The organism is Allobosea sp. Root670 (genome assembly GCF_001429415.1).
Taxonomy (GTDB): Bacteria; Pseudomonadota; Alphaproteobacteria; order Rhizobiales; family Beijerinckiaceae; genus Allobosea; species Allobosea robiniae.
Genome location: NZ_LMJU01000001.1, coordinates 624803 through 651146 on the forward strand (window position 1 = coordinate 624803; position 26344 = coordinate 651146).

Sequence of the window (26344 nt, forward strand, 5' to 3'; positions counted from 1 at the left end):
TCCGCTCGGGTTCATGGTGACAAAGGGTCACGCGACAAAGAATTCCTCTAAACCGAAGGCAATTCGAGCCGCGCCCTCAATCCGCCCAGCGGAGAGCGATCAAGGCTCAGGCCGCCACCATAGAGCTTGGCGAGATCGACGACGATGGAGAGCCCGAGGCCTGAACCCGGCGTCGTCTCGTCGAGCCGGCGGCCACGCTTCAGAACCTCGGCCATGGCCTCGGCCGGCAGACCGGGACCGTCGTCGTCGATCAGGAGCGCGATCCGCTCGGTATCGGCCGTCTTCTCACTGGCAAGGGAAACCTCGACTGCCGAGGACGCCCATTTGAAGGCGTTGTCGAGGAGATTGCCCAGCATCTCCTCCAGATCCTGCTTCTCGCCACGGAAGCGCAGGCCGGGCGGGATCGCATGCGAGCCGGAAATACCTCTCCCCTGCGAGATCTTGGTGAAGGTACGCAGCAAGGCATCGAGCGAGGGCGCGATCTCGGTCACGCCGCCGAGCGCACCCGAGAGGGCCGCGGCCCTGGCGCGGTCGAGATAGTACTGGACTTGGTCGCGCATGATCGCAGCCTGCGCGCGGACGGTCTGGGAGAGCTGGCCGTCGCCGCTCGTGCCGGCCTCGTTCATCATCACGCTGAGCGGGGTCTTGAGCGCATGCGCGAGGTTGCCGACCTGGGTCCGGGCGCGGTCGAGGATCTCGTGATTGGCGTCGATGAGCTGGTTGAGCTCGCTCGCGAGCGGCGCGAGATCGGGCGGGTATTGCCCGACGATCCGCGGATTCTCGCCGGTCCGCACCGCCCCGACAGCAGCGCGCAGCCGCACCAGTGGGCGCAGGCCGAACCGCACCTGCACGAGCGTCGAGGCGACCAGGGCGATGCCGAGCAGCAGGAAGGTCATCGCCAGCGCGAAGCGGAAATCCTGGATGTCGCCCTCGATCTCGTCGGCGGGCGCCGCGACCGCGACGGTGAAGCGCCCGTCCTCGCCGACGTCGATCTCGCGCTCCAGCACGCGCAGGCGGCGATCGTCGGGCCCAGAAACATAGCTTTCGCGCAAGCCCCGGCTGTTCGGCACGATCGATTGGTCGAGCAGCTTGGGGAGTTGCCCGCCGACCAGCGAGCGCGAGGCGCGGACATTCGGCCGCTCGCCGTCGAGCCTGGTGATCTGCCAGTACCAGCCTGTCAGCGGCAGGTCGAAGCGCGGCTCACCGAGATCGCCGACCGTTTGGCGCTCGGTCTCGGGCGGCGCGGCGAGGTCGGCGACCAGCTGCTTGATATAGACCGACAACCGCTCGTCGAAGCCGCGCTCAGCCGAGCGGCGATAGAAGGTGGTGAGGCCGACGCCGGCCAGCACCAGGATCAGCACGCAGCAGACGGCCGCCGAGAAGAACAGCCGCGCTCCCAGCGAATAGCGATGGGATTTGAGCGGCATCGCCCGCGATCAGACCTTTTCCGGAGCGGCGGCGATATAGCCTAACCCCCGGACGGTCTCGATGACATCGACGCCCAGCTTCTTGCGCAGGCGGCCGACGAAGACCTCGATCGTGTTGGAATCGCGGTCGAAATCCTGATCGTAGAGATGCTCGACCAGCTCGGTCCGCGAGACGACCCGCCCTTGATGGTGCATCAGATAGGAGAGCAGGCGGTATTCATGCGAGGTGAGCTTCACCGGGTTTCCATCGACGACAACGCGGCTCGCGCGGGTGTCGAGCCGGACGGGGCCGCAGACCAGTTCCGAGGTCGCGTGCCCGGTGGCGCGGCGCAGCAGCGCCCGGACGCGGGCCAGCAGTTCCTCGATATGGAAGGGCTTGACGACATAATCGTCGGCGCCGGCATCGAAGCCGCCGACCTTGTCGCTCCAGCGGTCGCGCGCGGTCAGGATCAGCACCGGCATGGTCTTGCCGGCGCGGCGCCAGCCCTGCAGCACGGCGACGCCGTCGACCTTCGGCAGGCCGAGATCGAGGATCACCGCGTCGTAGGGCTCGGACTCGCCGAGATAAAGCCCCTCCTCGCCGTCGAAGGCCTTGTCGACGGCATAACCGGCATTCTCAAGCGCGGTCACGATCTGGCGGTTGAGGTCCTTGTCGTCCTCGACGACGAGCAATCTCACGGTCGGCTAACTCCAGTTGTCGGATGGCCGCGACGGCTGTCAGCGGATGGTGGCGATCTTGCCGGATTGTCCTTCCAGCGTCACCCTTGCGACGCGGCCATCACGTTTCAGCGTCGTCACCACATAGACGAAATCCTCGCCCTGGCGACAGAGCCTGATGCGGACGACCTCGCCGGGAGCGGCATGGCGGGCGTGGCGCGAGGCTTCCGCCGGTTGCATGACGCGACCGTCGGCCACGGCATCGCGCGTCTCTTCGGAGGACAGGCAGGAGATCGGCGTCGCATCGTCGACCCGAACGATCGGCGAAGAGGCGATGAGCGCAAAAGCAAGGATCGGTTCGACCAGCATCGTCGACATGGCTAAGCCTGCCCGCGTGAATGCGCCATGAATGCATCGCCTCGTTCACAAGCTACAGTAGATCAGCGCACGGGAATCCGTCCACGCCATTCGCGCCCGCGCCCGACAGTGGTGCTGAGCTGGCGGAGCGAGAGCCCGATTTCCTGCTGTTGCGCGCCGAAATCGGCGAGCTCCTGCGCGGCCGGATAGGACCAGGCGGGGGTATTCACGATTTCGGCATGGAGCAGATTCTCGCCATCGAGGATGCCGATTTCATAGCGTTCGTTCTCCTCGCCCAGGGGTACCTCCGCCAACTCCCAGGAATCGCCGTCGATTCGCGTCCGCCTGAGCCAGGCCAGCGCAATGCCGCCCGCGGTGCGGACCGCCGTCGGCCGAACCGGGGATCGCGGGACAAGCGCTTCCCCGGCGACCGAGGTTTCGAACTCGACCATCGTCGCATCACCGACATCGTCGCGAGCCGGCCCGACGCGATAAAGCTGCGCCCGGCCAAGATCGGCCAGATCGCTCGTCAGCGAGACGGCTGCTCCGTCCAGCACCACGACCCGGGCTCCGGCCGGCAGAAGGCGGCCTGCCGCTGGCTCGCTGCCGCCAATCCCGCGAACCAGGCCGGACAGGCGGAAGCGCTGCGGTCCGATGAGGTCGACCTGAGACACCGTTACGATCTCAATCGCGCCGTCAGCCCCAATCAGCGCAAGTGCATTCGCGCCGGCCAGGGCTGCTTCCGGCGAAACGGAGGACAGCACGCCGCCGCGCAGCCTGACCTCCAGCACGGCACGCCGATCCGTCCGCCAGAGCGGCCCCGGCGGCAATGCCGTCAAGGTCTCGCCGACGATCGAGGGCGCCTCGACGAAGCCGTCCAGCGCGAACAGCCCCGCCTCGTCGGCACGCCAGATCGCCAGCGCGCCGGGCCATGGTGCCGCAAAGGCGGCGAGCGACAGCAAGGGCGGCGGCTGCACGGTGACGATCGGCAGAGCCAGCGGCACCGCGAGCGGACGCCCGGGCAATGCAGGTGGCGTTCGCGGCGGGCGCGTACCACCAGTCGCTCCGGTCGAGACATAGATCGCCGGTTCGACAGCCCGGGCACTGACCCGCCGAGTCGGGCCGTCGGCGATGCGGGTGACGCGAAACAGGCGGTTGCCGGCCTCGGTCGAAACCGACACGACATCGCCCGGCTCGATCACGATACAACGTGGCGAGAGTTCGCATTCGAGGCTCTCGCGAGCCGCCCAGGCCTCCTGCAGGCGCTGGTCGGCCAGGCGGCGCCCCTCAGCGGAGCGGGTCACGATCGCGGTTTCGACAGCGACCTCGCGCCGGGCCGCCCCGGCCAGCCGGCGCGAGCGCGCGGCAGCATTGCGATAATCGGCCTCGCTGTCGCTGAAGCTAAGGCGCAGTTCGAGCGGCAGCTCCGTCTCCTGGCTGCGCCGCAGCGCAAACGGCTCGCCATCGCGATCGGGAACGAGATCGTCGGGGCCGAGCAGGCGCGAGACCTTGCCGCCCCTGCCCTCGAAACGCAGCATGCCCGCGCTCATGATCGCGTCGAAGCCGAAGCTCTGGGCCAGCGGTTCCAACGCCTGCCGGGCCGATAGCGGGCGATCCAGCACATAGCCATCGGCGAATCCGTCGACGGTGATCGCGTCGGCCGCAGGCAAGCCGAAATCAGCCAGCAGTTTCGCGACGAGCCGATCGACCGGCGTGCCTTCGAGGCGCCCGTTCAGCCAGTGACCGGTTTCGAAATTCGCGCCGTCGGCCCAGATGCCGGAGAGATCGGGAAAGGCGGGGAAAGGCCGCGTATCCCAGTTCCACACGAAGATCCTGTTGGGATCGACCATGCGGATGCCGCTGACCGGGTGGACCGGGTTGCGCGTGGCATCGAACCCCACCCGCGCCGGGTCGAAGCCGGAGATGATCGCCTCCAGCGCCCGCGCCTGCACGAGATCGTCGCGCGCGCCGCTCGAAAACGGCGGATAGCCGCCCTCGTCCGATTTGGGATCGGGGAACATGTTGGGCGCATTGGCGCCCTTGTCGACGGCCGGCACGCCGATCTCGGTCAGCCAGATCGGCTTTGCGCCCGGCACAAACGGGGTCGCACTCGTCTCGACGCCGCCCGCGCGGCGGATATGAGCCTGGCTCCACCAGCCCCAGAGGTCCTTCGGCCGGAAGATCCACGGTTTGTCATAGGCGCCGTCTTCGATCGGCAAGCGCGTCTGCGCGGCCCGGCCGGCCTCGTCGGCATAATACCAGTCATAGGCCTCGCCTGTCATAGGCCTCGCCTGCGGTCAGGCGCTGGCGCAGATAGGCGAGATCGGCGGGGCCACGCGCGATGGTCGCATCGGCATGGCCCGCGGAATCGCGCCAGTCCGAGAGTGGTGGATAGAAATCGATGCCGATCGCGCCGATCGCAGGAGAGGCCCAAAGCGGGTCGAGCGGAAAATCGACGCTATCTCCGCCTTCGCGGACAGCCGCGCCATATTCGGTCCAGTCGGCGGCATAGGTCGCCACCGTGCTCGGCAGCATCGCCTTTACGTCCTGCGCGATGGCGGCAAGCTGGTCGACCATCGGATAACCGGCCGCGCCGCGCAGATGCGTCAACCCGACCATCTCGGAGCCGATGACGAAGCCCTCCACGCCGCCGGCGGCCTTTGCCAGAGCGGCGCAATGCATCACGAGGCGACGATAGGACCATTCATCCGGCTTGGCGCAAACAACGGCCTCCCCCACGACGGAGATGTCGGCCGTAACAACCGTCCCCACGAAGGCTTCGATCTGTGCGGTAACGGCCGCACGGCCTTCCGGACTTCCCAGGCGGCCAGGCGCCGGATCGCAGGTGATGCGGCCGCGCCAGGGATAGCGCGGCTGGCTCGCCGCGACCGAATAGGGGTCCGGCAGCGCGTTTCCAGCCGGGATATCCATCATCAGGAAGGGGTAGAGTACGACCTCGAGCCCGTAATCGAAGCGCAGGCGCCTGATCAGCGCGACGATGCTCTCGTCCGAAGGCGTCCCGCCGAAAGCAGGCCGGCCGTCAACCGCGCTGACGATGCGAGCCGACGACCGCGTCAACCCGGCGACCGACCACTGCGCCCCGACCGTCGGCTTGTGTGCGATCTCGGCCCGCGGAGCCACGCTGCACGTCCCGGCGCGCAGATCGTCTCCGAACCAGGAGACGACAAGCGACACACGGCGCAGATTGGGGCAAAGCGCCACGAGGTGGCCGAGCGCGGTATCGACGTCGCTGCCGCCATAGAGCTGGTGGCGCGTCAAGCTTTCGGTGACGCCGGCCTCCGGCTCATGGCTGACCGGGCGGATATCATAGACGAATTCGCCCGCACCGGGCGTCAGCGCGACCGCCCGGATCATGCTGCCGAGCCCGTCGACGGCGCGCACCACCTCGAAATCGAATTGCGGCACGCGATTGCCGTAATCGGCCAGCGGAAAGCGCTCAAACACGACATAAGCGAGTCCGCGATAGGCCGGCGCCTCGCCCGCCTCCTTCGCCGCGATCAACGGATCGAGCTCCTGCGTCTCGTAGCCATGGTGCACACGCATCTGGACAGTCTGGACGTCGAGTTCGCGGCCATCGACCCAGATGCGCCGGATGAAGGCGATCGGTCCTTCGCACAAGCCGATCGCGAGATTGGCGTGGTAGCTGTAGATCGTCTCGTAGGTCTTCTTCGAGCGCCCCCCCTTGCCGCCGCTCTTCGAGCGCGTGACCGAGACGGTGACCTCCTCCTCGAAGCGCGTCGCCCAGATCAGTTGCCCGCCGAGCCGCGCGCGGCCGTAGAGGCGCGGGATCGCGGCGCCCTCGGTCGCCGCGAGGCCATTCACCTCCTTGAGGCGCGGGCCGTCGACGACCTTGTTGCCACCGGCACTGCCGAGCCAGGCCTGGTCGATGCTCGCGCCGGCGAGCCCGCCCAAAGCCTGGCCGATAACGCCGCCCACCGGCCCGCCCAAGGCCGTTCCGAGGGCAGCGCCGGCAACCTGGAGAAGAAGCGTCGCCATCAGTCGGTCACTCCGGGGAAGGAAAAGGCATGGCTGAGATGGCGCCGCCACCAGGGCGTGAAAGCGACCTCGGCGACGGCCGCGCCGTCATGGGCATGGATGATGCGGTCCGGCCCCGCGAGGATCGCGCAGTGCTTCGCCGGCAGATGCTCGCGCCAGCGGAAAAGCAGGACGTCGCCCGGCCGCGCTTCGATCGCCGCGAGCGATCGCAGATGCCGCGCAGCCGCCAACGCCAGCGTCTCCTGCCGCAGGCTTTCCGCCCAGCTCGGCGAATAGGGCGGCGGCGTTTCCGGCTCGTCGCCACAGAGATCGCGCCAGACGCCGCGCACCAGCCCGAGGCAATCGCAACCGACGCCGCGCAGCGAGGCCTGATGATGATAGGGCGTGCCCAGCCAGAGCCGCGCGGCGTCGACGATCTCGTCGCGCGTCATCGGAACAGGCTCCCGCCGTCGAGCGCCCCGTCGCCGGGTCGTACGCCGCCGATGATGAAATCGTTCGTCGGCATATGCGGGAAGCCGCGGAAATTCACGCCATTGGCGAATTTGGCGCGGCAGGTGGCGAAGCTCTTGTTGCAGCCCGGCGTCACCCTGAAGCCGTCGCCGGGGAGAATCTCCGCCGCCGGCGCCTGCCAGAGCTGGAACAGCGCCTGCGCGCCTTCCCGGCCATGGCGCTTCACCTCGACGGCGAAGCCGGCATTCGCGCCGCTGGTGAAGATCAGCCGGCCACCGGTGAAATGGCCATCGGCATAGGAGACCATGCCCCCGGCCAAGAGCGAGAGGCGGCCGTCACTTTCGACAACATGGCCTTCCGTCGCGGCGAGCGCGACACCGCAACGCGCGTCGCCAAGGTCCGCGGAACAGGAGCGCAGGTAGAGCCGGCCCCGCTCCTCGTCGAACGCCTTGGCAAAGCTGCGGATCTCGGCGGTGAAGCTCGCCTCGCCCCGCTTGATCTCGCCGACGAACCCCTCTTCCATCAGCACGCGCTGGTCGGAAACGGCCCAGTTAACCAGCCAGATGCGCACCCGCGCATCGTCATAGAGCCCGCGCGCCAGATCGGATTCATTCAGCCCGAAGGCGGCGAAGGCGCCGGCGACCTCGCCGCCGCCGATCGCGAAGCCGAGCTCCGCCGCGCTTTCCGCCGCTTCCAGGCCCGTCGTGGCTGCGAAATCGATACCGTCGAAGGACAGCCTGCGATCGTGATCGGTGAAGCCGAGCACAAGGCCGTCGCGGCGCGTCAGGCTCCAGCAATGGCAGAGCGTCGTCGCGGCCGTCTCGATATGGGCAGCGAGGCCGGATGGAATGTCACGCATGGGGCAGCCTCAGGGGATGATCTCGACCACGGGAACGCGCGGGATCTCGCCGGCCGCGAAGGCGGAGAGGTCGACCTCGATCGCATCGGTGTCGAAACGAACAGGCACGTCGAAGGCGAAGCCGGCGGTCAGGACGGCCGCCGATGGCGGAATCGAGCCCGCGGCGATGGTGACCTGCCCGGTCGAGAGGTCGCAGGAGAAGGCGCTGCCCGCCAGCTCGACACCATCCACGGCGACCCGGATCGTGCCCTCGCAGGGCTTGGTGATCTCGCGGCTATAGGCCGACGCGCCGCTCCCATAGGCTTTGGAAAGCTGGAAGACGGCAGTGACGCCATCGCCGATCCCGATGATCTGATCGGTCGCCGCCGGCTCCTGCGAGGGTGGACAGCTCTTCCAGTCGAGCTGGTCACGCCAGCGAAACCCATGGAGGCGGCCGCGGCGCTCCTCGAAGAAGCTCACCACCGCCGCCAGGGCATCGAGATTGCGGATGCCGAGCCCGGCATCGTAGCGGCGGCGCGAATGCGCCCAGCGGCTGTTGCGCACCTCCCGGCCGGAGGCGAGCGTCACGATCTGGGTCTGGCGCTCCGGCCCGCCGCGCGCCCCGCGTGCGACATCGAGCGGGAAGCGAACCTCATGGAAATCCGGCATGCTTTGCTCCTTCAGAGCGCGCGTCTGCCGCGTGCGACCGCGCGGGCGATAGCGGCCGAGACCTGCGCCTCCGAGCGGCGGAAACTATCGGCATCGGGCGTCGAGACCTGCACGACGACGTTGAGCGGCCGGGCCTGCCCGCCGCCGCCGGCACGCACGCCGAGCCGCCCGTCCGGGCCGCGAGCGAGCGGCATGATCGCCTCGGCGCCGCGCTCGCCCATCAGGCCGAGGCCGCGCCCAGTCGGGAAATAGGAGGGCGAGGCGACGATGCCGCCCTCGGCGAAAGGGGCGACCGGAACGCTGCCACTGGCCCCACCCAACCCGATGCCGCCGAACAGGCCGCTCAAGCCCTTGATGCTGCTCCCGAGCAGGCTCGACAGCCCGGTCTGCAGCGGTTTCAGCGCGGTCTTGAGCAGGCTGTCGGTCATCGAGCGGCCGACGCTGCGCAGCACGTCCTCGAAGCGCTTGCCCTCGACGGCGCCGCGCGAGAAGGCGCTGACGATCGACTTCCCGAAACTCTCCGAGGATCGGTTCAATGACTGGGTCAGCCGGTCCATCGTCCTGAGATCGGAAAGGTGTCCCGCATCGATGCCGTCATCATCCGTCATGACCATCACCTCGATAGGTTGGTTGGAATTGCCGCCTCAGGCGTCGGGGAAGGCGTCCATCAGCGCCGTGAGTGCCGGGCGCTCCGGAGGGAAGCCTCGGGACCCGCCCTGATGGGCCCGCAGCGCCGCCGCGATCTCGCGCGGCGTTGCCGCCCAGAAAAACTCGGGCGGCCAGGCCAGCCGGCCCAAGCCGAAGGCCATCACCTCGTCCCAGGGAAAACCCGCCGGCGCACCTACGCCGGCGGCTGCGGAGGGCGGGGCTCATCGCCCTCGCCGAAAGTGGCTTCGAGCAAGGCGACCGCCGCCTTGATCACGCCGTTCAGGCCGCCGTCGAAGGAGAGTTCCGCGACATCCTCGTCACGGATCGCCCTGCCCGCTCCACGCAGGCCGGCGGCGATGATGCGGATGATGTCGCGGGCGGAGAGCCTGCCCTCGACGAAGCGCTCGCCCAAAGCCGGCAGGCTGTCGACGGCGAAAGCATGTTCGAGCTCGGCGAGAGCGCCGAGCGTGAGCCGCATCGGCAGGGTTTCGCCGGAAACCATGAGCGCGGTTTCGCCGCGATGACGATTGACCATGTCCGCCTCCTCAAAGCGCCGCGAAGGCCAGGAGCCCGGCCGATTCCAGCGACAGGTCGAAGGTGACCTCGCCGGCATGGTCGCCGCGATATTCGAGGCCCGTGAGCTGGAACGGACCCGCGATCGTGCCGAAATCCGGCACGACGATCTGCCAGTCCCGGATCGACCCGTCGAAGAAGGTCTGGCGGACGAGCGCGTCGGAGGCCTCGTCCTTGAAGATGCCGGCGCCGCTGATGCTGGCACGGCGCACCCCGGCACCCGCCAGCAATTCGCGCCAGCGCCCGGCCGATTCCGAATGCGTCACGTCGACGGTCTCGGCGTTGAAGGCGATCTGTCGCGCCCTCAGGCCGGCGACCGTGACGAAGCCGCCGGCGCCATCCGCCGCCTTGAGCAGCAGATCCTTGCCCTTCTGTGCCGTCATGCGGCTCTCCTTTGTATCTGAAGCATTTTCGAGCGAAGTGGGAACCGGTTCGCGTGAAGAAAATGCGATAAAACAGGGCCCTAAAGCGTTTCGGTGACGGCGCGGAAGCGGATCGTCACATGGGGGAGGCCGTTGCGCGTCTCGCGAGCGAGCCGGCTCGACAGCCAGCGCAGATTGACCAGCGCATGCCCGTCCAGGGGGAGATCGACCTGATCGAGCACCGCGACGATCAGGCCGGCCGCCTCGAGCGCCTGGCGCGACGAGCCGCTCTGTGCGGCCCAGACGACGAGCGCGAAGTCCTGCTCGCAGCCCCGGTCGCTGCCAGTCGACCAGTCGCGCGCCTCGACCTCGCCATGGACGACATAGAGCCCGCGCGCCGCGCGCGGGGCTTCGTCGAAGATCCGATCGGAGCCGATCAGCGTGGTCAGGCCTGAATCCGCGACGAGGCGCCCCTGAACGGCGGCACGCAGCGCAAGGATGGCGTCACTCATGGCGTCACCTCCTCGACTAGGCAGACCAGCCGCCGGCGCGCGCCATCGGGATCGGCGGCGGAGCGGATATCGAACAGGCGATCGCCATCGCGCAAGCGCCGGCCGGCATCGACATCACTGCGCCAGCGCATGGTGATGCGGTAGTTGCGGGACTGCTCCGGCCGCCCCTGACGCCAGACCTCGGCGCCCGAAATCCACTCGACCTGCGCCCAAAGTGCAGCAACAGTCTCGAAGCTCTGCGTCTCGCCACCAAGGCCATCAGGCGAAGCCACCGGCGCCTCTAGCACGAGCCGGCGCCGCATCCGGCCAACGGCGGCAGATTGCTCCGCCATGATCACAGCCTCCCACGGCGGAACGGCGCGACCAGCGCGGCAATGGCAGCCGGCAGCGCCTGCGCATCGCGCCCGGCGACATCGCCGCGCTGCTCGAACCAGCGGGCGGCGAGACGCAGGACCGCCTGCCGCAACGGCGCGGGAACGGCGACGGCGGTCGCCCCGTAGCCGGCAGCGACGTCGATCTCGATCGCGCCATGCGCACGGCCGATCTCGGGCACCTCTCCCGTCAGGCGAATGACCGGCGGGTCGGCGGCCTCGTCCAAGGTCAGGGACGCGGTCGCCACCTCCTGCGCCGCACCCAGCACGTCGTAGACACGCGCGGCCTCGATCCGCAGCAGTGGCGAGAGCGGCATGCGGATCTCGCCGCCGGCCGGCCAGCGGTCGAGCACGATGCGCCAGGGCTGCTCGACCAGGCAGCGGCCCGACGCTGCCTCGATCATCAACCGGGCGGCCGTGATCAGGGTGGCGAGCAGGGCGTCCTCGTCGGTCTGGTCGAGGCGCAGGAACTGGCGAGCTTCAGTGAGCGTCACCGGCTCCATCGCCGGCGGGCCCAGGGCAAGCGGCGTCATGAGCGCTCCCTTCATCGGTTCGATTTCATGGAACGGCTGCAAAGAAGCAGCCGAGAGGGTTCATCTGGGGCGCCGGGCGCGCTATCAGCGCTCTCTCGGAGAGGAGCCCCCGATGCACATCGCCAACCGGATCGCCGCCATCGGCTTCGCCTGTGCCGCGGCCAGCAGCTTCGGTCCCAGCCCCGCGCAAGCTGTTGTGGCCGGGCAGGAGGGCGGACCGGCAGCCGCCTCGACCCTGATGGTGCTCAATGCCCGCGGCGGGGTTTGCACAGGCATCGTCCTGTCGGCGCGCGCCATCCTGACCGCCGCCCATTGCGCGGCCGGCGGTGCGGAATTGCGCGTCCATTGGCGTGACGCCGGCGAACCGGTCCTGATCGTGCCCGCCTCGGTCGCACTGCATCCGGAATTCGACGCGGGCGCGATTCGCAGCCGCCGTCGCACGATCGACCTTGCGCTGATCCGCCTGACCGAGCCCCTGCCCGGCCGGTTCAGCGCGGCTAGCCTCGTCGACGGCTCGCTGCCACGCGCCGGCAGCAGCATCACGCTGGCCGGCTACGGCGTGTCCCGCGAGGGCGAGGCCCGCAGTACCGGCACCTATCGCTCGGCGGCGCTGACCGCCGTGGAGCCCTATGGACCCGGCCGCATCCTGCTCTGGGCGGCAGACAATGCCGGCGGTGGCAAGCGGCCGGGCGCCGGCGCCTGCCAGGGCGATTCGGGCGGGCCGATCTTCAACGAAGGCGGAATCGTCGCGGTCACGAGCTGGTCGACCGGGCCGGCAGGGCGCCAATGCGGCCTGCTCAGCCAGGGCGTCCTGGTCGCGCCGCAGCGCGGCTGGATCGACAAGACCCTGTCGAAATGGGGCGAAGCTGCCCGCTGGACTCGTGACCGCTGACGGAAAGGCTGGACTGTGGCGCGCCACTCCCTAGATTGATCGGCCGGTCCATTGGTTTGCTTCATGATCTCTCGCTCACTGCTCGCCCTTGCCTGTTTCCTTGTCGTCGGTGCCGCTCATCCGGCACGCGCCGTGGTCGGCGGCGTCGTTTCGCGCGATGCGCTCGGCGCCCGCGCCTCGACCGTCAGGATCGAGACGAGCCGGGGCGAACTCTGCTCGGGCGCGGTGATCGCGCCCGAGATCGTCCTCACCGCGGCGCATTGCCTGATGGGCGGCGGCTCGATCAGCGTCGTCAGCCTCGACGCCCGCTTCCGGGCGCGGCGTCAGCTCGTCGTCGCGGTGCTGCCGCATCCGAGCTTCGTGCCCGGGACGACGCCCCGCACCCAGCCCGGTACGGACCTCGCCCTGCTGCGCCTGGCGCAACCGCTGCCCGGGGATATCGAGCCTTTGACGCTCGGCAGCGGCCTCTGGCAGGGCGAGACCATCACCATGGCCGGCTACGGGCTGTCGGCGGAGAACAACAAGCGCACGGCCCGTCGCCTGCGGGAGACACAGCTCGTCAACGCCGGCAACTACACCACGCAAAACACGGTCAAGGTCGCGGTCGACGCCGAAGCCCGCGGCGAGACGGAGGGGGCCGGCGCCTGCCGTGGCGATTCCGGCGGACCGGTGCTGCGGGGCGGAGCCCGCTCGCGCGAACTCGTCGGCATCGTCAGCTGGTCGAGCGGCCCGCTGAAGACACGGGCGAAGCGGATCTGCGGCGGCTTCACCGCGATCACGCCCGTCAGTGAATACCGCAACTGGATCGCTGAGGGCAGCGCACGACTGCGCTCGCTCGGCCGCGAGCCGCCGCCGGAGCAGGCGGCCGAGCCGCGCGCCGCCTTCAGCTGGTGGTTTTCGCGCTGAAATAGCTCAAACCGCGAACTTCAGCCCCTTGATCGCGGCGAAATCCTGGATGCCGCCGCCGACGCGCTTGGTCGTGTAGAACAAGACATAGGGCTTGGCCGAATAGGGATCGCGCAGGATGCGCACCCCCGCCCGGTCGACGACGAGATAGCCGCGCCGGAAATCGCCGAAAGCGATCGAGACCGCGCTGGTCGCGATATTCGGCATGTCCTCCGCCTCGACCAGCGGGAAACCGAGCAGCGTCGCCGGCGCGCCGGCCGAGGCCGGAGGCTGCCAGAGGTAATGGCCGTTGGCGTCCTTGAACTTGCGGACCGTCGCCTGAACCTTGCGGTTCATCACGAAGGAAGCGTTCTGGCGATAGCCGGCCTTCAGCGCATAGACGAGATCAATGAGCACGTCGGCCGGGTTCGAGGCCGGAAAGGCCCCGGCCACACCGGTGTTGAGCACGCCGATATTGCCCCAGCTCCAGCTCGCGTCGGCGATCGTCGGATAGGCCAGGAAGCCCTTCGGCTTGTCGACGCCATCGCCGGTGACGAAGGCCGCGCCCTCCTGCTCGGCGAAGGCGCTCTCGACCTCCTCGGCAATCCACTGGTCGATATCGACGATGGCGTCGTCGAGCAGGGTCTGCGTCGCTGCCGGCATGGCGTAGAGTTCCATGGCCGGGAAGGAAAGCTCGGCCAGGGTCGGCGAAGACCCTTGCGGCCGCGCCGCCGTCTCGGCCACCCAGCCGGAGGCCGGACCCGTGGTCGAGAAGGCCTTCTTGTAGGTGCCCGACGAGATCGTGCGGACCGTGGCGAGCGAGCGGATCGGCGAGACATTCGCCAGGCGGCGCAGGATCTCGCCCTCGACGGTCGCCGGCGCGAGGTAGCCGCCATCCGGACCGGAACCGGCCGAGAGCGCCTTGGCCTCAAGCCGCTTCAGCCCGCCGGCCTCGCCGGTACGGACATAGGAGGCGAAGGCTGCCTTGTGCTCCGCCGTCAGCGGATCGCGCGGGCCGTCCTGGCCCAGCGCCGGACGGGCGCGCTCCAGCGTCAGCCGGTCGATGCGGCGCATGGTGTCGTCGAGCGCCGCGTCCATGCGGACGAGCTTCTCCTCGGTCAGCGGGTCGGCGCCCTGGCGCGCTTCGAGGCCCGCAAGGCGCTCCTCGTTGGTGGCGCGGTAATTCTCCAGCGTGTAGCGCAGATCCTCGAAAGCCAGTGCGAGATCGGCGCCGGCAGCCTTGGTCTCAGGCGCGGTGTTGAGATGGCTCATGGTCTCTCCTCGGGGTGATCAGTCAGATGAAGGCGGAAGGCCGCATCGCCTTGACGGCGGCGATCCGGGCCTGGGGCAGCATGGGGAAGGTCACGACCGACACTTCCCAGAGATCGATGCGTTCGAGTCGACGCAGGCCGGTGCGGGGTTCGGTACGGGCCTTCTCGTGGCGAAAGCCGATCGACAGCCCGTCGACCGCGCCGTCGAGCATGAGCGCGTGGATTTCGCGGGCGCGGGCGACGGCGAGCGAGAGCCGGCCGCGCACGAACAGGCCGCGACCATCCTCGATGAGGCTCGACCAGCGCCCGATCGGCTCGGCCGGATCATGCTGCCAGAGCATCCGCACGCCGCCCGGCCCGCGCCGCTGCAGGCTCTCGCAGAAGGCGCCGGGTTCGACGATATCCTTGCCGAGGTCGGGAATGCGGAAGAGGCTGGCATAGCCTTCGAACAGGCCGTCCAATCCGACCCGGGCCGGCTGGACCGGCAGCAGCTTGGATTCGAACGAGGCGCGGGCTGGCGTCATCGCTCTCCCTCCGCACCGTCACGGCCGCCCTTCGTCCGTTCGCTCTCGAGCTTGGCGAGCTGGCTGACGAAGCGGCTGAAGGTCTCGACCGGCGCGCCGTTGCGCGGCGCCCTCCCCGCGCGACCGGCCGCCGCGGGAGCCTTGGGCGGAGGCTTGGCCACACCGTTTCTGCCTTTCATGACGGGTCCCCTTCGTGGCGTGCGTTGAAGCGGTTGAGCTCGCGGACGAAATCGTCGAAGCGGCGATTGGCGGCGGTCAGCTCACGCAGGACGAGCCATGCCAGCCCCGAGGCGCTCGCCGCCCAGAGCAGCAGGCCGAGATGGCCGACATCGGCACGGCCGACAAAGGCCGCGACGACCTGTTCGAGCATGTTCATGAGACCTCCTTCCCGGAGGCGCGCCGGCCATAGCCGACGGCCTCCCGCTTCTCGTCCTCGTCGAGGAAGCTCGCAGCACCGAGCCGGCGCCAGAGCGATTCCCGCTCCTCGGCAAGCGCCTCGATGGCATCGAGATCGGGCTCCAGCACGAGTTCATCGCCGAAGGCCGGGCCGAGCCATTGCGCCAGCGACTGCGCCGTCCGGCGCACCAGCGGAATGACGGTCTGGCGCCAGAGCGCACGGTTGGCCTCGGCGAAATTCGCGTGGGTGTTGTCGCCGGGCAGGCCGAGCAGCAACGGAGGCACACCGAAGGCGAGCGCGATCTCGCGGGCGGCGACGCCCTTGGCGGCGACGAAATCGAGTTCCGCCGGCGTCAGCGAGAGCGGCTTCCAGTCCAACCCGCCTTCGAGCAGCAAGGGGCGGCCGGCATTGCGCGCGCCCTGGAACGAGTCCTCCAGCTCCTGCTTCAGCCGCTCGAATTGCGCCTCGGTCAGCGTCGCGCCTTCCGGCCCATCATAGACCAGGGCGCCGGACGGCCGCGCGGCGTTGTCGAGCAGGGCCTTGTGCCAGCTCCCGGCGGCGTTGTGGATGTCGAGCGAGACCGCCGCCGCCTCGATCGGAGACAGGCCGTAATGGTCGTCGACGGGATGGAACAGCGTCAGATGCAGGATCGGCGGCAGGCCGCCCTCGTCCTGCCGGAAGCGCACGGTGTCGCCTCCGACCGTATAATCGTAGGCCTCGGGCCAGCCGTCGCGGCCGGGCACCACACGCATCCGGTCGGGCCGCAGCGCATAGAGCTCGCGCGGCTCGCGGCCAGCACTGACCGCCTCGACATAGGCGTTGCCGGCGACCATCAGGTGGCCGACCAGCATCTCTCGGAAGGCAATGCCGCCCTGGCGCGGATTGGGCCGCTCGATCAGCGCGAGCGCCGGATGTTCCGGCACCTCGCGCGAGCCGAGCTTGGCGACGAACGGCGTCTGCGCCGCCGCTTCCGCGATCAGGCGGATGCAGCGATGCACGACCGGGTTTCGCTCATAACCCTCCCGCGAGAGAGCAACGTAGTCGCGCGGCGTCCAGACGGCGCGCCCTGTCTCATGCAGCGCGATCAGCGGCCCGACGCGCGAGCGCTTCTGGCCCGGCGCGGCTCGGCCGCGCAGGCTGCGAAGGAAATCGAACATGGATATCTCGCTGTTGGAGCGTGAAAGAAGCGAGGGCTAGATCCCCCTCACCCGCGGCCGGGCCTTTGGCGCGAGCATCAAATGCGTGAGCGCCCAGACGAGCGCATCAAGCCGGTCCGGCGAGCGGCCGGTTTCGAGGCCGCGCGGACCGAAGGCGCACATCTCGTCTTCGAGCGCGGGAAAGGCCCCGGCATGGCGTACCCGACCCTGCGCATAAAGCGCCGCCACCGGCTCGGCCCGGAGATACTTGCCACGCGTCGCCCGCACGGAAACAACGGGCACGCCGGCATCGACCTCGCGGATGATGCTTTCGACCATCTCGCCACCCTGGTTGACCTCGACGACGAGCGCATCCGCCTCGTGGCGGCGATAGAGCGCGACCGCCTTCTCCGCCCATTCCTGCGGCCGGGCGCCTGCCAAGGTCGCGTCTTCCAACACATGGCCGATGCCGTCATGATCGACACCGGCAACCACCAGCCCGCAGCGGTCGGCCCGCTGCGAGGAGGTGGCGGGCGGATCGACCGCGACCGCGATGCGGGCCAGTGCAGGCTTCTCGCGCTCGCGGGCCGCCTCGATCATCGCCCGCGTCCAGAGCGCGTCGGCGCTTTCCTCGACGATCTCGCCGTCGAGTTCCTGCCGGCCGAGCCGCGTGCCGCCATAGGTTTGCGTGACCGTGCGGACGAATTCGGCGGCGAGGTTGTAGCGGTTGTCCTGCGTCCGTGCCCGGCTCACCGCGACATGCGGCTCGACCAGGAGGCGCTTCACCAAGGGCAGCGGGCGCGGCGTCGTCGTCACCACCTGGCGGGGATGATCGCCGAGGCGCAGGCCGAATTGCAGCATATCCCAGCACTCCCCGAGGTTCGGCCATTTCGCCAGTTCATCGGACCAGGCCGCGCCGAATTGCGGGCCGCGGAGCCCTTCCGGGTCCTCGGCCGTGAAGACCTGCGCGATCGCGCCGTTCGTCCATTGCAGGCGTCGCAGCGAGGGCTGCCAGACCGGCCGCTCCCAGCGCGTATGGATCGAGAGCAATCCCGAAACGCCCTCGATCATGACGTCACGGACCTGCGCTTGCGTCTCGCCGACGAGGGCGATCCGCTCCGTCGGCGCATCCGCGAAGGGCGGATGCCCCAGCGCCATGCCTTTGACCCATTCGGCGCCGGTGCGGGTCTTGCCGGCACCGCGCCCACCCAGCACCAGCCAGATCGGCTTCAGCGGTTCGGGCGGCAATTGGTCGGGGCGCGCCCAGATGTCCCAGGTATTCCGGATGAGTTCGACCTCATCCGGCGTCGCCGTCGGCATCAGCTTCTTGAGAATTCTCACTCGCGTCCCGAGCGGCAAGGGCCTCAAGACGTCGAGCAAGATCCTGACGGAGCTGTGCGACATGTCGCAGATCGTCGGCAGCGGAAGGCTCATCCGTATGCTTGTCCTTCCTTGCGGCCGGGGGCTCCTCGATCGCGACCAGCTCGCGGACGGTGCGAGCGAGCACCGCCAGCGCCTTGGCGTCGGCCTCGCTCGCGGTTGTGCCCTTCGGCAGGTCGGCGAGATGTTCCTCGTGGGTGTCGATCTGGCGCTTGGCGGCACGCCAGAGCTGACCCACAACCGCTTTGCGGGACACCGTCGTACGTTTCGGCTTCGGCTCGGAGGGCGATTGCGGCGGGGCGCAGTCCTGTTCGGCCATGACGTCCCTCTCGGATGACAGGCACGAAAAAGCCGCCGGCTGCAGAGCGCGGCGGCTTCGTTCGGGCAGATTTCGTGAGCGTTCCTGATCTCTACCGGATCAGCGTCACGATGTCAAGGATAAAATTCCTACAATCCTGAGAGGCATCGCCTCAGAGCTGTCAGGCCTGTTCCTTCTCGATCCACTTGTAGGTCGCCGCGGGAACGTAGGTTTCCATCCGGTCGAGCAGCGTCGCCGGCTCGGTATCGGTCATCGCCATCGCCCGGTGGTTCTGCTTCAGGAAACCGGCCTCGACGGTGCGATCGAGGAAGGTCGCCAGCGGATCGTAGAAGCCAGCGACATTGAGCAGGCCGAGCGGCTTGGCATGGATGCCAAGCTGGCCCCAGGTCCAGATCTCGAACAATTCCTCGAAGGTGCCGATGCCGCCGGGCATGGCGATGAACCCGTCCGAGAGTTCGGCCATGCGCGCCTTGCGGGTATGCATGGTGTCGACGACCTCGAGCCGGGTCAGCCCGACATGGCCGACCTCCTTGTCCTTCAGCGCCTGCGGAATGACGCCATGGACCTGGCCGCCGGCCTCCATCGCGGCATTGGCGACGATACCCATCAGGCCGACCGCGCCGCCGCCATAGACCAGCGTCAGGCCGCGCCGGGCAATCTCGGCGCCCATGGCGCGGGCGCCTGCCGCATAGACGGGGTCATTGCCGGGGTTGGAGCCGCAGAAGACGCAAACCGATCTCATGAACCGAGAGCCTGCAGGATGCGGGCCCAGGAACGCTGGCCCTTGTGGAAGGAGGACAGGTCGTATTTCTCGTTGGGCGAGTGGACCCGGTCATCGTCGAGGCCGAAGCCGACGAAGAGCGTGTCGATGCCGAGCGTGCGCTTGAAATCGCCACCGACGGGGATCGAGCCACCGCTGCCGATCGAGACGACGCGCCCGCCCCATTCCTCGGCGAGCGCGACGCGCGCCTTCTGGAGCACGGGCGAATCCACGGGAACCGCCAGCGCCGGCGAGCCGGAATGGCTGATGAATTCGGCGGTCACATCCTCCGGCAGGCGTTCGCGGATGAACTGGTGGAAAGCGGCGGCGATCTTCGCCGGGTCCTGGTCGCCCACAAGGCGGAACGAAACCTTGGCCGAGGCCTGGCCTGGAATGACGGTCTTGCTGCCCTCGCCGGTATAGCCGCCCCAAATGCCGTTGACGTCACAGGTCGGGCGCGACTGGATCTGCTCGATCAGCATCCGCCCCTTCTCGCCGATGGAATGCTTCAGCCCCACCTGCCCGAGGAAGTCCTTCTCCGTCAGGTTGAGATCGGCCCATTCGGCCTTCTGCGCGTTGGTCGGCTCGCGCACGCCTTCGTAGAAGCCGGGAATGGTGATGCGGCCGGTCTCGTCATGAATCTCGCCGAGGATGCGGGCGAGGAGATGGATCGGGTTGGCGGCCGCGCCGCCGAACAGGCCGGAATGCAGGTCGCGATCGGCGGCCGTCAGCGTGACCTCCTGATAGACCATGCCGCGCAGCGTCGAGGTGATCAGCGGGGTCTCGCGGTCCCACATGCCGGTGTCGCAGACCAGCGCATAGTCGGCCTTCAGCTCGGCCGCATTGGCCTTGATATAGCCGGGCAGATTGACCGATCCGGATTCCTCCTCGCCCTCGACAAGGATGGTCAGGCCAATCGGCAGGTCGCCGGTCTCGGCCAGCGTCGCACGCACGGCCTCGATGAAGGTCATCACCTGGCCCTTGTCGTCGCAGGCGCCGCGCGCCGAGATGATCTTGCGGCCGGGCTCGAGCTCGCGCACCACCGGCTTGAACGGGTCAGTGTCCCAGAGGCTGACGGGGTCGACCGGCTGCACGTCGTAATGGCCGTAGAACAGCGCATGCGGCGCGCCGGGCTTGGGACGATGGGCGAGGACAACGGGATGCCCGCCGGTCTCGCGCAGCTCCGCCTTGAAGCCGAGGCCTTCCAGGTCGGCCCGCAGCCATTCGGCCGCGGCGCGCGTCTGCGCGTTGTAGGCCGGATCGGTGCCGATCGAGGGGATCTCGAGCCAGGAGGAGAGACGGTCGAGCGAGGCATCGAGCCCGTCGTCAAGGCGAGCGAGAATAGCGGGAAGCTTGGTCATGACAGCCATCGGATGCGATTCAGATGACGCCATCATGGCAAGCCCCGCTGCGGGCGTCAGCCTCTATTCGCGCATTGCCGCCCGGCGCCCTCCCCGCCATCCGTCATTGCGAGCGCAGCGAAGCAATCCCGGGGGACCGGGTGAGAGGTTTAATCCAGTCCCTCTGGATTGCTTCGCTTCGTTCCTCGCAATGACGTCCAGATCGCTAATTGCCAATCATTCGCAATTGCGTTGACACAGCGATGGGAAGCCGATACCCCTTATTGCAACCAAGTTGCAGCAAGGCATCGTGATGACGCAAAGCGGCCCCGAATCCTCGTCGATCTGGCTTCGATCGCGGGGCGAGCCGTCCCTGACGGATGTCTTCCGCACCATCAAGGTCACGCCGACCTCGTCGACCTGGCGCAAGTTCCTCGCCTTCTTCGGGCCGGGCTATCTCGTCGCCGTCGGCTATATGGACCCCGGCAACTGGGCTACATCGCTCGCCGGCGGCGCCCAGTATGGCTACACGCTGCTCGTCGTCGCTCTGGTCTCGAACCTGATGGCGATCATCCTGCAGTCGCTCTGCGCGCGGCTCGCCATCGCCTCCGGCCGCGATCTCGCCCAGGCCTGCCGCGATGCCTATCCGCCCTATATGGCCTGGCCGCTCTGGCTCTTGGCCGAGCTTGCGATCTGCGCGACCGACCTCGCCGAAGTGATCGGCACCGCGATCGGCCTCAACCTGCTCTTCGGCATCCCGCTCGAGATCGGCGTGCTGATCACCGCCTTCGACGTCTTCATCATCCTCTGGCTGCAGACGCGCGGCTTCCGCTGTATCGAAGCCTTCATCATCACGCTGCTCGGTGTCATCGCGCTGTGTTTCGGCATCCAGATCGCGCTCGCCGATCCGAACTGGGGCGAGGTCATCCGCGGTTTCGCGCCGACGACCGAGATCGTGACAAACCCGAACATGCTCTACATCGCGCTCGGCATCATCGGCGCGACCGTGATGCCGCATAACCTCTACCTGCATTCCGGCATCGTGCAGACCCGCGCCTATGGCGAGACGCTGCCGGAGAAGCGCGAGGCGCTGAAATTCGCGACGATCGACTCCACCGTCGCGCTCTGCTTCGCGCTGCTGATCAATGCCTCGATCCTGATCCTGGCCGCCGCGACCTTCCACAAGGCCGGCCACCATGACGTCGCCGAACTCGGCAAGGCGCAGGAGCTCCTGCAGCCGCTGCTGGGCGCCTCGATCGCGCCCTCGCTCTTCGCGATCGCCCTGCTCTGCTGCGGCCTGAACTCGACGGTGACCGCGACCATGGCCGGCCAGATCGTGATGGAGGGCTTCCTCCGCATCCGCCTGCCCGCCTGGATGCGTCGGCTGGTGACGCGCCTGGTCGCGATCGTACCGGCGATCGCGGTCACGCTGATCTATGGCGAAAGCCAAACGGCGAAGCTGCTGATCCTGAGTCAGGTCGTGCTCAGCCTGCAACTGCCCTTCGCGGTGGTGCCGCTCGTGATGTTCACGGCCTCGAAGCAGAAGATGGGTGCGCTCGTCGCGCCCCGCTGGCTCAGCCTGACCGCAGGCATCATCGCCGCGATCATCATCGTGCTGAACCTCAAGCTGATCTACGATTTCGCCACGGGGGCGTGAGGGGCGATAGTGCCACTTGCCCCGACAGGCGTCATGCTCGCCCTTGTGGCGAGCATCCACGTCTTGAACACCGCCCGCGATCAGCGAAGACATGGATGGTCGGGACAAGCCCGACCATGACGAAAAACCGTCAGCGCTTCCCCGACATCGAGCCGAGAATACCCCGCAGGATCGCGCTGCCGACCTGCCGACCGATCGAGGTCGCGGCCGAGCGGGCGGCCGAGGTGATGATCTTCTCGGTCATGCTCTGCGGCAGCGGACCGCCACGCGAGCCCGGCCCCGTCTTCGGGCGCTGCTGCGGCGCCCCGCCACCGAGCCAGCCGCCGATCGTGTCGAGGATGCCGCCGCCCCCGCCGCCATCCGTCGACGCCTCGACCGGCGAGCCATCCGGGTTGAGGTTCTTGCGCTTCATCAGCACTTCATAGGCCGACTCCCGGTCGACCATGGTGTCGTATTTGCCCTTCTCGGGCGAGGCGTTGATCGCCTGCTGGCGCTGCTGCGGGGTGCAGGGGCCGACCTGCGCCATCGGCGGCGCGATCAGCGCGCGCTCGACCATCTCGGGCGAGCCCTTGCCTTCGAGCATCGAGATCAGGGCCTCGCCGACGGCGAGCTGGCTGATTGCCTCCTCGGTGTTGATCTTCGGGTTCTGGCGGAAGGTCTCGGCGGCGGCACGCACCGCCTTCTGGTCGCGCGGGGTGAAGGCACGCAGCGCGTGCTGGACGCGGTTGCCGAGCTGGGCGAGCACCGTATCGGGGATATCGAGCGGGTTCTGCGTGACGAAATAAACGCCGACACCCTTCGAGCGGATCAGGCGCACGACCTGCTCGACCGCCGTCAGCAGCGCCTTAGGCGCGCCGTTGAAGAGCAGATGCGCCTCGTCGAAAAAGAAGACGAGCTTCGGCTTGTCGAGATCGCCAACCTCCGGAAGCTGCTCGAACAGCTCGGAAAGCAGCCAGAGCAGGAAGGTCGCGTAAAGCCGCGGATTGTTCATCAGCTTGTCGGCGGCGAGGATGTTGACGATGCCCCGCCCGTCGCGATCCGTCTTCATCAGGTCGTTGATGTCGAGCGCCGGCTCGCCGAAGAAGAGATCGCCCTTCTGGTTCTCCAGAACGAGCAAGGCGCGCTGGATCGTGCCGACCGTCGCCGAGGTGACGTTGCCGTATTTGGTCGTCAGCTCCTGCGCATTCTCGGCGATGAAGCTCAGGATCGCACGAAGATCCTTGAGATCCAGCAGCAGCAGCTTCTGCTCGTCGGCGATGCGGAAGGCGATGTTGAGCACGCCTTCCTGCGTGTCGTTGAGGTCGAGCAGGCGCGCCAGTAGCAGCGGCCCCATCTCGGAAATCGTCGCGCGGACCGGATGGCCCTGCTCGCCGAACACGTCCCAGAACACGGTCGAGAACTGGTCAGGCTCGTATTTCAGGCCGAGCTCCTTGGCCCGGTTGACGAAGGGCGGCTTGGAATCGCCGGGCGCCGCGATGCCGGACAAGTCGCCCTTAATGTCGGCCGCGAAGACCGGGACGCCGTTGCGGGCGAAACCCTCGGCCATCACCTGCAGCGTCACCGTCTTGCCGGTGCCGGTGGCGCCCGTCACCAGTCCATGGCGATTGGCGAGCTTGAGCAGGAGGTTTTCGGGCTTGCCGCTCTTGCCGATCAGAATCGCGCCGTCATTCGCCATTGAATTCGCCCATCAGGTTTCAAATCGGTCCGGCAAGGGTGTAACCAAACGACGCAGAAGGCGGAAGCCCGGGGCCGTTGGAAATCAGATCGTAAACATATAAACTATTTTGGAGGCTTCGTGGCGAAGCCATTTGACGAGGGGTTTTGGATCCATGGAAGAATTGCTGACGCGCGTGGCTGGGGCCGCCGGCATCAATGAGGAGCTCGCTCGCAAGGCGGTCGGCATCATCCTCGCCTTCCTGCAGAAGGAAGGCCCGGCCGCTGAGATCGGCCAGTTGATGGCGGCGTTGCCCGGCGCGCAGGCGCTGGCCGATGCCGAAGGCGGCGCCAAGGGCGGCATGCTCGGCGCGATCGGCGGATTGATGGGCGGCGGCGGCGTCATGGCCCTCGGCGGCCAGCTGATGGGCGCTGGCCTGACGATGGGCCAGATCCAGAGCGTCTCGAAGGAAATGTTCACGGTCGGTCGCGAGAAGGCCGGCGAGGATGCGATGGGTGCCATCGTCGGCGCGATTCCGGGCCTCGGCCAGTTCGTCTGATCCCCTTGGAATTCCCAGAACGCCGCGGCGCTGTCTCAGGATAGCGCCGCGGCGTTTTTGCATTCTCGCACCTGCCTTGCGACGAAGTAGGGGTGGCGGTGCGCGCGCCCCCATGGCAATCAGCGTTCCACGACTGCACATTATGCGGAAGAGGAGCATCGGCGCGCATGAACTCGGCTGCCCCATCCGACCTTCCCTATCTCGACGCTTTCGCAGCGCCGTCACATGACGCCTGGCGAGCGGCGGTCGACAAGGTCCTGAAGGGTGCCGATTTCGAGAAGAAGCTCGTCGGCCGGACCGCCGACGGCATCCGCATCGAGCCGCTCTATCCCGCTGCCTCCGCGCCTGCACGGGCGCTGCGCGCCGAGGCCGGACGCTGGCATGTCGCTGCCCGTCTCGACCATCCGCATCCGCACGAGGCGCGGACACTGGCTCTCGCCGATCTCGAAGGCGGCGCCGACACCCTGACCATCAGCTTCGCCGGAGCATTGGGTGCGCGAGGATACGGCCTCGTCGCCGACGACGTGTCGACGCTCGATGCCGCGCTCCACGGCGTGATGCTGGATCTCATCCATCTGCGGCTCGATCCGGCCCCGCAGGGCCGCATCAATGCGCTGCTGCTGGCGGCCCTGATCCAGAAGCGCGGGCATGCGCCGAGCGAACTCTCCGTCTCCTTCGGCCTCGATCCAATCGGCGTCTTCGCCAGCCGCGGCTCGCTGGCGGCGCCCTGGCCCGAGCTTGGCCGCCGTCTGGCGGCAACGATCCGCACGCTCAAGGAACGCGGCTTCGCCGGGCCCTTCATCGAGGTCGACAGCCGGCCCTATCACGAGGCCGGCGCCAGCGAGGCGCAGGAGCTCGGCGCGGTGCTTGCCACGGCCGTCGCCTATCTGCGCACGCTCGAAGCGCAGGGCATGACGCTGTCCGAGGCGCGCGATGCGCTGGCCTTTACGCTGGTCGCGGACACCGACGAATTCCTGACGGTGGCCAAGTTCCGCGCCGCGCGACTGCTCTGGAACCGCGTCCAGCAGGCCTGCGGCCTCACGCCGAAGCCGGCGCGCATTCATGCCGAGACCGCCTGGCGTTCGCTGACGAAGCGCGATCCCAACGTCAACCTGCTGCGCGGCACCGTCGCCACCTTCTCTGCTGGAATCGGCGGCGCGGATTCGATCGCCGTCCAGCCCTTCACCGCCGCGCTCGGCCTGCCCGATGCCTTCGCGCGCCGCGTCGCCCGCAACACCCAGCTCATCCTGCTGGAGGAGAGCAATCTCTGGCGCGTTGCCGATCCCGCCGCCGGCGCCGGCGGTTTTGAGACGCTGACGCAGACGCTCTGCGAGCAGGCCTGGCAGATCTTCCAGGAGATCGAGCAGCAGCGCAGCGGCGATCTTGCCGGCATCGTCGCAGCCCTGGTCGACGGTCATCTCCAGAAGATGCTGGCGGAGCAGCGCGCGGCCCGCGCCAAGGCCGTGGCGACGCGGCGCGAGCCGATCACCGGCACCAGCGAATTCCCGAATATCCACGAAAACGTCGCTGCGGTACTCGCCGTCACGCCAATCAGGTTGGACAGGCAGCGCACGCAGGGCAGTCTCGCCGAGCGGAACCAGAGCGAGATTATCCGCTCCTTCGCCGGCGGAGCCGGCCGGGCCGATGCGCTGGCCGCGCCCGGCACGGCCCTGCAAGCGGAGCCTTTGCCTTCGCTCAGGCTGTCGGAGCCGTTCGAGGCGCTGCGCGACAAGGCCGACGCCCAATCGAAGCGCCCGGTCGTGTTCCTGGCGACGCTCGGCCCGATCGCCGATTTCACCGCCCGCGCCGGCTTCGCCCGCAACCTGTTCGAGGCAGGCGGGCTCGCCGCGCCAAGCGGCGACGGCTTCGCCAAGGACGGAGCAACCGATCTCGACGCCCTCACCGGCGCCTTCCGCGCTTCGGGTGCGAAGCTCGCCTGCCTGTGCGGCTCGGATGCGGCCTATGCCGCCGAAGGCGCGGCGGCGGCCGAGGCGCTCGCCAAGGCTGGCGCGACGGTCTGGCTCGCCGGTCGACCGACCGAGCCCGAGGCCTTGAACAAGGCGGGCGTCGCCACGTTCATCTATATGGGCTGCGACGTGGTCGAGACGCTCACGCAAGCGCAGGCCATCGCAGGCGCCTGACCGGAGACTAAGAGT

The 26344-nt window shown here is 68.2% G+C and carries 29 protein-coding genes and 1 pseudogene; 5 read left to right on the forward strand and 25 right to left on the reverse strand.

Annotation, left to right across the window (positions count from 1 at the left end):
• Positions 1-47: 47 nt before the first annotated feature.
• From ASE61_RS02860 to ASE61_RS02920, 15 genes and pseudogenes are all read right to left on the reverse strand, one after another.
• On the reverse strand, positions 48-1427 hold the full coding sequence (locus ASE61_RS02860; RefSeq protein WP_061964425.1) for an ATP-binding protein: 1380 nt from the start codon (positions 1425-1427) through the stop codon (positions 48-50).
• Positions 1428-1436: 9 nt separating this feature from the next.
• On the reverse strand, positions 1437-2105 hold the full coding sequence (locus ASE61_RS02865) for a response regulator transcription factor (protein ID WP_061964427.1): 669 nt from the start codon (positions 2103-2105) through the stop codon (positions 1437-1439).
• 39 nt (positions 2106-2144) lie between these two features.
• Positions 2145-2462, reverse strand: a complete 318-nt coding sequence (locus ASE61_RS02870; RefSeq protein ID WP_061964429.1) for a PepSY domain-containing protein — start codon at positions 2460-2462, stop codon at positions 2145-2147.
• A 62-nt stretch (positions 2463-2524) separates the two neighbouring features.
• On the reverse strand, positions 2525-4723 hold the full coding sequence (locus ASE61_RS27460; RefSeq protein ID WP_320409850.1) for a baseplate megatron protein TIM-barrel domain-containing protein: 2199 nt from the start codon (positions 4721-4723) through the stop codon (positions 2525-2527).
• Positions 4704-6458: a baseplate megatron protein TIM-barrel domain-containing protein gene (locus ASE61_RS27465; protein ID WP_320409851.1), complete on the reverse strand. Its 1755-nt coding sequence runs from the start codon at positions 6456-6458 to the stop codon at positions 4704-4706. The genes ASE61_RS27460 and ASE61_RS27465 overlap by 20 nt, the downstream gene beginning before the upstream one ends.
• Positions 6458-6889, reverse strand: a complete 432-nt coding sequence (locus tag ASE61_RS02880) for an NlpC/P60 family protein (protein ID WP_061964431.1) — start codon at positions 6887-6889, stop codon at positions 6458-6460. The genes ASE61_RS27465 and ASE61_RS02880 overlap by 1 nt, the downstream gene beginning before the upstream one ends.
• Positions 6886-7767: a DUF2163 domain-containing protein gene (locus tag ASE61_RS02885; protein ID WP_061964434.1), complete on the reverse strand. Its 882-nt coding sequence runs from the start codon at positions 7765-7767 to the stop codon at positions 6886-6888. The genes ASE61_RS02880 and ASE61_RS02885 overlap by 4 nt, the downstream gene beginning before the upstream one ends.
• Before the next feature lie 9 nt (positions 7768-7776).
• Entirely contained in the window at positions 7777-8415 is a 639-nt protein-coding gene (locus ASE61_RS02890; protein ID WP_061964435.1) for a DUF2460 domain-containing protein, read from the reverse strand.
• 11 nt (positions 8416-8426) lie between these two features.
• Positions 8427-9023 (reverse strand): phage tail tape measure protein, encoded by a 597-nt coding sequence (locus ASE61_RS02895; RefSeq protein WP_061965538.1) that lies wholly within the window; start codon positions 9021-9023, stop codon positions 8427-8429.
• A 36-nt stretch (positions 9024-9059) separates the two neighbouring features.
• Positions 9060-9230, reverse strand: a pseudogene (locus ASE61_RS25835) (phage tail assembly chaperone); the annotation flags it as partial.
• Between the two features lie 26 nt (positions 9231-9256).
• On the reverse strand, positions 9257-9598 hold the full coding sequence (locus ASE61_RS02900; protein ID WP_061964437.1) for a gene transfer agent family protein: 342 nt from the start codon (positions 9596-9598) through the stop codon (positions 9257-9259).
• Positions 9599-9608: 10 nt separating this feature from the next.
• Complete coding sequence (locus tag ASE61_RS02905) at positions 9609-10019, reverse strand: phage major tail protein, TP901-1 family (protein ID WP_061964439.1); 411 nt, start codon at positions 10017-10019, stop codon at positions 9609-9611.
• An 80-nt stretch (positions 10020-10099) separates the two neighbouring features.
• Positions 10100-10510, reverse strand: a complete 411-nt coding sequence (locus tag ASE61_RS02910; protein ID WP_061964441.1) for a DUF3168 domain-containing protein — start codon at positions 10508-10510, stop codon at positions 10100-10102.
• Positions 10507-10842 carry a phage head closure protein gene (locus ASE61_RS02915; protein ID WP_061964442.1) on the reverse strand — a complete coding sequence of 112 codons (336 nt, stop codon included), beginning with the start codon at positions 10840-10842 and terminating at the stop codon, positions 10507-10509. Before ASE61_RS02915 ends, ASE61_RS02910 begins: the two co-directional genes overlap by 4 nt.
• 2 nt (positions 10843-10844) lie before the next feature.
• Positions 10845-11414 (reverse strand): head-tail connector protein, encoded by a 570-nt coding sequence (locus ASE61_RS02920; protein ID WP_082617173.1) that lies wholly within the window; start codon positions 11412-11414, stop codon positions 10845-10847.
• Between the two features lie 112 nt (positions 11415-11526).
• Between ASE61_RS02920 and ASE61_RS02925 the strand changes: the two genes are divergently transcribed.
• The gene (locus ASE61_RS02925; RefSeq protein WP_082617049.1) at positions 11527-12306 is read left to right on the forward strand and encodes a S1 family peptidase; all 780 of its coding nucleotides are present in this window, start codon (positions 11527-11529) and stop codon (positions 12304-12306) included.
• Between the two features lie 63 nt (positions 12307-12369).
• Positions 12370-13212 carry a S1 family peptidase gene (locus ASE61_RS02930; RefSeq protein WP_061964446.1) on the forward strand — a complete coding sequence of 281 codons (843 nt, stop codon included), beginning with the start codon at positions 12370-12372 and terminating at the stop codon, positions 13210-13212.
• Between the two features lie 6 nt (positions 13213-13218).
• On the opposite strand, the gene ASE61_RS02935 is transcribed toward ASE61_RS02930, so the two are convergent.
• The 9 genes from ASE61_RS02935 to ASE61_RS02970 all read right to left on the reverse strand — a co-directional run bounded on the left by ASE61_RS02935 (position 13219) and on the right by ASE61_RS02970 (position 20339).
• Positions 13219-14463, reverse strand: a complete 1245-nt coding sequence (locus ASE61_RS02935) for a phage major capsid protein (protein WP_061964448.1) — start codon at positions 14461-14463, stop codon at positions 13219-13221.
• A 22-nt stretch (positions 14464-14485) separates the two neighbouring features.
• Positions 14486-14986: an HK97 family phage prohead protease gene (locus ASE61_RS02940; protein WP_061964450.1), complete on the reverse strand. Its 501-nt coding sequence runs from the start codon at positions 14984-14986 to the stop codon at positions 14486-14488.
• Positions 14983-15165: a hypothetical protein gene (locus tag ASE61_RS26275; protein WP_156406958.1), complete on the reverse strand. Its 183-nt coding sequence runs from the start codon at positions 15163-15165 to the stop codon at positions 14983-14985. The genes ASE61_RS02940 and ASE61_RS26275 overlap by 4 nt, the downstream gene beginning before the upstream one ends.
• The gene (locus ASE61_RS02945) at positions 15162-15362 is read right to left on the reverse strand and encodes a hypothetical protein (protein WP_170843290.1); all 201 of its coding nucleotides are present in this window, start codon (positions 15360-15362) and stop codon (positions 15162-15164) included. The genes ASE61_RS26275 and ASE61_RS02945 overlap by 4 nt, the downstream gene beginning before the upstream one ends.
• A complete protein-coding gene (locus ASE61_RS02950) occupies positions 15359-16540 on the reverse strand; it encodes a phage portal protein (RefSeq protein ID WP_061964452.1) in 1182 nt (393 codons plus the stop codon). Before ASE61_RS02950 ends, ASE61_RS02945 begins: the two co-directional genes overlap by 4 nt.
• Before the next feature lie 36 nt (positions 16541-16576).
• Complete coding sequence (locus ASE61_RS02955; RefSeq protein WP_061964454.1) at positions 16577-17839, reverse strand: DNA-packaging protein; 1263 nt, start codon at positions 17837-17839, stop codon at positions 16577-16579.
• The gene (locus ASE61_RS02960; RefSeq protein WP_061964456.1) at positions 17817-18218 is read right to left on the reverse strand and encodes a hypothetical protein; all 402 of its coding nucleotides are present in this window, start codon (positions 18216-18218) and stop codon (positions 17817-17819) included. The genes ASE61_RS02955 and ASE61_RS02960 overlap by 23 nt, the downstream gene beginning before the upstream one ends.
• A 160-nt stretch (positions 18219-18378) precedes the next feature.
• A complete protein-coding gene (locus ASE61_RS02965) occupies positions 18379-18960 on the reverse strand; it encodes a TIGR00730 family Rossman fold protein (RefSeq protein ID WP_061964458.1) in 582 nt (193 codons plus the stop codon).
• Positions 18957-20339, reverse strand: a complete 1383-nt coding sequence (locus ASE61_RS02970) for a M20/M25/M40 family metallo-hydrolase (protein ID WP_061965542.1) — start codon at positions 20337-20339, stop codon at positions 18957-18959. The genes ASE61_RS02965 and ASE61_RS02970 overlap by 4 nt, the downstream gene beginning before the upstream one ends.
• Before the next feature lie 292 nt (positions 20340-20631).
• On the opposite strand from ASE61_RS02970, the gene ASE61_RS02975 reads away from it, so the two are divergent.
• Entirely contained in the window at positions 20632-21975 is a 1344-nt protein-coding gene (locus ASE61_RS02975) for an Nramp family divalent metal transporter (RefSeq protein ID WP_061965544.1), read from the forward strand.
• Positions 21976-22105: 130 nt separating this feature from the next.
• Here ASE61_RS02975 and ASE61_RS02980 read toward each other — a convergent pair whose 3' ends face one another.
• A complete protein-coding gene (locus ASE61_RS02980; protein WP_061964461.1) occupies positions 22106-23650 on the reverse strand; it encodes a helicase HerA-like domain-containing protein in 1545 nt (514 codons plus the stop codon).
• Positions 23651-23804: 154 nt separating this feature from the next.
• Between ASE61_RS02980 and ASE61_RS02985 the strand changes: the two genes are divergently transcribed.
• Together ASE61_RS02985 and ASE61_RS02990 are read left to right on the forward strand one after the other, a co-directional pair.
• Entirely contained in the window at positions 23805-24188 is a 384-nt protein-coding gene (locus tag ASE61_RS02985; protein WP_061964463.1) for a DUF2267 domain-containing protein, read from the forward strand.
• Positions 24189-24355: 167 nt separating this feature from the next.
• Positions 24356-26329 carry a methylmalonyl-CoA mutase subunit beta gene (locus tag ASE61_RS02990; protein WP_061964465.1) on the forward strand — a complete coding sequence of 658 codons (1974 nt, stop codon included), beginning with the start codon at positions 24356-24358 and terminating at the stop codon, positions 26327-26329.
• Positions 26330-26344 lie beyond the last annotated feature (15 nt).